The organism is Actinoplanes sp. NPDC026670 (assembly GCF_040638175.1).
GTDB lineage: Bacteria > Actinomycetota > Actinomycetes > Mycobacteriales > Micromonosporaceae > Actinoplanes.
Map to the genome: position 1 here is coordinate 1 of NZ_JBEZXU010000144.1, position 6,444 is coordinate 6,444.

At 71.9% G+C, this 6,444-nt stretch carries 5 protein-coding genes; 3 read left to right on the forward strand and 2 right to left on the reverse strand.

Features of this window, described 5'->3' with window-relative positions; genetic code table 11:
- Positions 1-451: 451 nt before the first annotated feature.
- A complete protein-coding gene (gene folP, locus AB0E94_RS52325; RefSeq protein WP_360344330.1) occupies positions 452-1,318 on the reverse strand; it encodes a dihydropteroate synthase in 867 nt (288 codons plus the stop codon).
- 58 nt (positions 1,319-1,376) lie between these two features.
- Positions 1,377-1,817, reverse strand: coding sequence for a nitroreductase family deazaflavin-dependent oxidoreductase (locus AB0E94_RS52330; protein ID WP_360344333.1), 441 nt, complete (start codon positions 1,815-1,817; stop codon positions 1,377-1,379).
- A 164-nt stretch (positions 1,818-1,981) separates the two neighbouring features.
- Between AB0E94_RS52330 and AB0E94_RS52335 the strand changes: the two genes are divergently transcribed.
- The 3 genes from AB0E94_RS52335 to AB0E94_RS52345 all read left to right on the forward strand — a co-directional run.
- A complete protein-coding gene (locus AB0E94_RS52335) occupies positions 1,982-2,935 on the forward strand; it encodes a glycosyltransferase family 9 protein (RefSeq protein ID WP_360344342.1) in 954 nt (317 codons plus the stop codon).
- A gap of 478 nt (positions 2,936-3,413) precedes the next feature.
- Positions 3,414-4,016: an N-acetyltransferase gene (locus AB0E94_RS52340; protein ID WP_360344336.1), complete on the forward strand. Its 603-nt coding sequence runs from the start codon at positions 3,414-3,416 to the stop codon at positions 4,014-4,016.
- Between the two features lie 959 nt (positions 4,017-4,975).
- On the forward strand, positions 4,976-6,444 hold a 1,469-nt coding region (locus tag AB0E94_RS52345), incomplete at its 3' end, for a tetratricopeptide repeat protein (RefSeq protein WP_360344339.1).

Here is a 6,444-nt window from a genome sequence, read left to right on the forward strand (position 1 = left end):
TTCGGATCCTGTCTCGACAAACCGGAACCTAAGGCCTGCAACGGCGTGCGCCTGTCTAAACCCCTCAAACCACCCACACATACGACCGGAGAGCCAAAAAAGCGTGCAAGATCTATGGAAGTGCGCACGGACGTCTCGTTCGGTAGCCGCTGACAGCACCTTTGGCTGCCACTGCGGCGACATGCGAGGCCGTCCTGCGGGCGCACATTCGTGCAAGATCCGCCGGGTCTGTTGACGATTGCCGGGACGCGGGAGAGTTGGCGGCGCGAGAGGACCATCAGTCAAGGCCGGGAAGAAGTACCCGGCCGGGCACCGTTGGTCGCCGAGGGCCTGCCTGCGATGGTTCAGCGCGGCGGATCAACGGGCTTGGGGTGCGGCGGCGGATCAACGGGCTGGGGTGCGGCAGATCGACGGCTGGGGCGCGGCGGATCGGCGGGCTGGTGGGCTGGGTCTAGATGTTGTGGCGCGTGTAGGCGGGGGCTCGCCAACCCAGCATCGCCTCGGTCATCCGGATCGCGTCGGTGGCTGCCCGCACGTCGTGGACGCGCATGATCCGGGCACCCCGGGTGATGCAGAAGACGACGGTGGCCAGGGTTCCGGCCAGGCGTTCCTGCTGGGGCCGGTCCAGGGTCTCGCCGATGAAGTCCTTGTTGCTCAGCGCCGCCAGCATCGGGTAGCCGATCGCGGTGATCTCGTCGAGGCGGCGGCACAGTTCGAGCGAGTGGAAGGTGTTCTTGTTGAGGTCGTGGCCCGGGTCGATGATGATCTGGTCCGGCCGGACCCCCCGGGACAGCGCCAGTTCCACCTTGGCCCGCAGGAACGCGCCGACCTCGTCGGTGACGTCGCCGTATCTCGGGCTCGGGTATTCGGTGCGTGGCGCGGCCAGGCTGTGGCAGATCACCAGTTGTGCGCCGGTTCCGGCGACCGCCTCGGCCATCGCCGGGTCGCGGAGCCCGGACGTGTCGTTGACGACTCCGGCGCCCGCCTTGATCACCTCGGCGGCGACTTCGGGGCGGAACGTGTCGACCGAGACGACCGCCAGTCCGCGGGCGGCTTCGACGACGGGCAGCACCCGGTCGAGTTCCTCGGCGGCGGAGACCTCCGGGCCGGGCGCGAACGGCACTCCGCCGATGTCGATCCAGTCGGCCCCGTCGGCGGCCGCCTTCGCCACCGCCTCGGTCGCCTTCTCCAGCGCGAACGTGCGGCCCCGGTCGTGGAACGAGTCGGGTGTGCGGTTCACGATCGCCATCACGACGACCTGGCGGGAGAAGTCGTAGGTCCGGCCGCCGATGACCCGCGGGCCGAGGAGTTCGCTCACGGTTGGCGACCCTAACAAAGACCTTTCGACCTGCGAGGCGGTACGCCGTACGCGCTGATCAGTCGTGGGTGACGATGCGGAAGACGGGGAACCCGGGCGCGGCCGCGGCGATGTCGGCCTCGGGGGAGTCGGCCTTCAGGCCGTCGAAGAAGGCGCCCGTCTCCCACGCCCACTTCCGCAGGTAGAGGCGGATCAGCTCGGGCTTGTCGGCGTCGGCGATCTCGACCGGGATGAACTTCTCGGTGCGGCGGCCGAGGCGCAGCTCGCCCTCGCCGGCGGCCCGCAGGTTGCGGACCCACTGGGTGTGGCCGCGCGGGGAGAGCAGGTAGCGCTCGCCGTCTTTGTCGAACAGGTTGACCACGGTGGTGCGGATCTCGCCGGACTTGCGGCCCCGGATCGCGATGACCCGGCTGCCCATCAGGCTGATGCCGTGCGCGGTGAGCCACTTGGCGAAGTCGTTGAACATGTTCGCGCCGCGCTTCGGGGCCAGGTATCGCATGTCCGCTCCTCAGGTCTTGGAGAGCACTGCTCTCTCCTGCAATCAGTGAACACCTGAACGGCGCTCACTGTCAAGAGCAGTGCTCTCTAAATGGAGCGCGTGAGCCGGGTGCGAATCCACTCAAAGCCGGGTAATCCGAGCAGGGGCCCTTGAAGCTCGTACCCGTGATCCTCGTTCTGCGCGCTCTCGGCGTGGGTGATCTGGCGACCGCGGTGCCCGCCCTGCGCGGGCTGCGTGCCGCCTTCCCCGGCGAGACGCTGAGCCTGGCCGCCCCCGCCCGGCTCACACCGCTGATCCTCAGCGTCGGCGCCGTCGACCGGATCGTGCCCGCGGCCGAGCTCGAACCCCTGGACGCCGCGCCGGACCGGCCCCGCCTCGCGGTCAACCTGCACGGCTCCGGCCCGGAGTCGCACCGCCGGTTGCAGGCGCTGCATCCCGGAGAGCTGTGGGCGTTCGCGAGCCGGGCCGCCGGCCATCACGACGGTCCGGGCTGGCTCGACGACGAACACGAGGTCCGCCGCTGGTGCCGGCTGATCCGTTACTACGGCGTGGCCTGCGACGAGTCCGACCTGGATCTGCTCGTGCCGGCCGCCGACGTCCCGGCCGGCGTCACGATCATCCACCCGGGCGCCGAATCCGCGGCGCGCCGCTGGCCTCCGGACCGCTTCGCGTCCGTCGCACGCCGTCTGGTCACCGCGGGCCATCAGGTCCTGGTCACCGGTTCCCAGCAAGAGCACGACCTGTGCGTACGGGTGACCGCCCTCGCCGGCCTGCCCGCGTCAGCGGCCCCGTGCACCGGGTTGACGGAACTGGCCGCCCTGGTCGCCGCCGCCCGTCTGGTGATCTGCGGTGACACGGGCATCGCCCACCTGGCGACCGCCTACCGAACCCCGTCCGTGGTCCTGTTCGGCCCGGTCTCCCCGGCGCGCTGCGGCCCGCCCGCCGACCGTCCCTACCACCGCCCCCTCTGGCACGGCACCCACAGCGCGCGCGGCGACCTGCCCGGACCCGTCCACCCGGCCCTGCTGACGATCACCCCCGAAGAGGTCCTGACCGCCACCACGAAGGCCTTGCAAGACCACCGGCCGTCGCCCACGGCGGTATCACCCCCAAGTTGACCGTCGTACGCGACGGCCGACCAGCCCTCCCGCCCGCCAGCCGTCGCCTACGGCGGTAATGGGCTCGTGTTGATCGCGATGAGCGACGGCTGGCCAGGCTTCTCGTCCGCTGGCCGTCGCGTACGGCGGTAATGGGCTCGTGTTGATCGCGATGAGCGACGGCTGGCCAGGCTTCTCGTCCGCCGGCCGTCGCGTACGGCGGTAATGGGCTCGTGTTGATCGTGGTGGGCGACGGCTGGGCAGGCGTTGAGACCGTCGGCCGTCGCGTACGGCGGTAATGGGCTCGTGTTGACCGCGGTGAGCGACGGCTGGGCAGGCGTTGAGACCGCCGGCCGTCGCCTACGGCGGTAATGCGCTCGTGTTGACCGTGGTGGGCGACGGCTGGCTCGACGCGCTGTGCCGAATCCCGGGACACCGGCCCGGCCGTTGCCCTCGGGGCGGCAGGGCCGCGCCACCGGACCGTGCGCGGGTGTCTGCGGTGGAGTGGTTGACTTCGGGAGTGGGGAACTGGGAGATCCGCCTCGTCGGCGACGGTGGGTTCAGCGAGCGTGAACAGGCCGGGATTGCGGAACTGCTACGCGGCCTGGTGGCTGACGGCGCCGCGCTCGGGTGGGTGGATCCGCCGCCGGCCGAGGAGGTCCGGGAGTTGCTGGGTGACCTGGCCGTCGGCATCGCGGGCGGGGACACGGCGGTCGCGATCGCGGTGGCGTTCATCGGCGGGGAGACCGGCGGGGAGGTGGCTGGGTTCGGTTACTGGCGGCGGTACTCGAGGCCAACCCATCGGCCGCACGCCGACCTGGAGAAACTCGCCGTCGACCCGGGCCGGCAGGGTGCCGGGCTGGGCCGCGCCCTGCTGTCGGCGCTGATCGCGGCGGCGTTCGACGGGCAGGTCGAGGTGCTCACGCTCGACCTGAGAGGCGACAACGTCCGTGCGGCGGGCCTTTACGAAAAGCTGGGATTCCATCAGTACGGACGACTGGAGAACTTTGTAGCAGTAGGCCCGGCCCGCTACGACAAGCTCCTGTATGCCCTCGACCTCAGGGAACTGCGCGGTCCAGCCGAGGTCCCAGTCTCCTGCTGATCTTGTGGACTTCTGCGGGACAGGTGCGACCCTCGAGTTTCGCCATCTTGGGCAGCGACATTGCAGGTCAGGATCACAGCCGAAGTGAGTCTTGCATTCGTCCTGGTCAGCGTCATCCTCAGTGAACTGACCAAGATCACCGTGAGGCCTGATGACCTTGGGCGGCCGTGCAAGGTGATGCCGGGAGCGGGCCGCCGAGAGCGGGTCCGTCTGCCGCAGCGATGGTCGGCGCACACGTTCGCCGGGCTCGAGCGTTGGTCAGCGCACACGTTCGCCTGGCCGGAGCGTTGGTCAGCGCACACGTTCGCCGATCGTGTGCGTCTGCTTCGCTCTGACGGGGACGGGCGCACACGTTGTGCCGTCTGCGTGCGCCTGTCGTCGTCCCGGTGGGGATGGAATCGCACGTTGCCGCATTGTGTGCGCTGGCCATCGCTCGCTGGCGACCATGCCGGGCCGGGCGCCGGCGACCGCAACAAACAGCCCCTTGGCGCGGAGGGCAAGGTTCGTCGATGCTCCTTCCCGCCGTCCGTCCCGACGGACACCCGGTGCACTGTCACCATGGGCGGCGGCGTCCACAAGGCCGGCGTGACCGACGCAACCGATCCCCAAATGGCGAAGCTCGAGGTGCGACCGAAGTCACCAAGATCGCGGTGGGTGGGCGCGGCCCTCGGCTCCGAAAGCTCTCCGGGGCCGCCCAGTGAGGGCTTCTCCGCCCGGCGTGTCGACCGCCCGCGGCCCGTGTGGACGGCTGTGGTTCGGATCGGGCCGTAGGTCACCACGTTGCTGGAGCCCGTGGGGCGCGTGGGCCGCCGGTGTCGTCGATGCGTTTCGATGGATGGTGGGGGTGGGTGTGATTTGGGGGTGGTTGGCAGGTAGTTACTGGATTCGATTTTCTGGGAGAGCGCGATCACCGGCCCAAGGTGGCCGAGGGGTGGCCTGGGCAGGCCATACTGGCGCGCATGTCCGAAAATGCGGTGCTGCGGCATGCTGACGCCGGCGACTGGGAGCGCGCCGTTGCGGAGGCTCAGAGGGTGGTCGCGGCCGGGAAGACACTTGATGCCGGGGACGCCTGGCCGGCGGTGATGGTGCTCTACCTCCGGGGGGATCTGGCGGGCGCTTCGGCCGTACCGCAGATGGTTCTGCCGGGGGATCCGGATCCGGATCGCGCGCTGCTCGCGGCCTGGTCGGCGAGTGTCGCGTGGGCTCGCGGTGAGGTGGCCGCCTGCCGTGCCCTGGCGGATGAGGCGCTGGCCGGCGCGAACGGGTCGCCGCGGGCGCTGGCCGCCGCGCACACCGCGCTGGCGCTGCTCGCCGCAGCCGAGGGGGACCGGCGCGGCAACGAGCGGCACTACGCGCTGGGGCTGGCCGCCGCGGAGCGGTGTGAGGACCGGACGCAGCAGCTCCGGATCCGGACGAACCGGGCGTCGCAGCGGATGGAGGAGGGTGACCTCACCGGGGCGCTGGCCGAATTGGATCACGTGTTGTGGCGGTTCACGATCGGGCCGGACGCGCATCCGAACGGGCTCGGGCTGGCGCACAACAACCGTGCCGAGATCCTGGTCCGGGCCGGCCGGCTGGCCGAGGCGCGGGACGGGTTCCGGGCGGCGCTGACGGTGCTCCAGCGGGCCGGGGCCGCCGGGGTGGCGTATGCGCTGGCCGGGCTGGGGGAGACCCACGAGGCGCGGGGTGATCTGGTGCAGTCTCGGGCCGCCTACGAGGAGGCGGTGGCGGTCGCCGGGGAACGCGGGTTCAGTCAGGCGCTGGTTCCGGCGCTCGGTGGGCTGGCCCGGGTGCTCGCCGCGTCGGGGGATGTCGCGGCGGCCCGGGAGGCCGGACGCCGGGCGGTCGCCGAGGCGACGAGCCTGACCGCGCCCATGGCGTACGCGGCCGCGGGCTGGGCCGCGCTGCCCGAGGATCCGGCGGCGGCCCGTGCGCACGCCGGGTCGGCGATCGAACTCGCCCGGGCCGGTCGCCGTCCGGCGGCGCTGGCCGAAGGGCTGGAACTGGCCGCCGCGGCCGTCCTCGCGGGCGGCGCGGCGCCCGCCGAGACCCGGTCCGCCGCGGACAACGGCCGGTTCGCGACGGAGACCGGCCGGCAGACGGCGGAGGCCGGGCGGTTCCTGGCCGAGGCGGCCCGGATCTGGGCGGACGTCGGTGACCCGGTGGCCGCGGCCCGGGTGGATCTGGCGCTGGCCCGGACCGGCGCCGGCCGCGCCCCGATCGCCGCCCGCGTGGTGGCCGAACACCGTCTGCGGGCGCTGGGCGCCGACCCGTCCTCCGGCACCCGGTCGCTGGCCGGCGACCCGGCCCCGCGGCCCCGCACCGGACGGGGGGGGGGGGGGTTGGCGGGGGGGGGGGGGGCGGCCTCACCCCCCCCCACCGCCGGCGGAACTCAGGCGGTGGCGGCCGCTGGTTCCGCCGCCGGGCG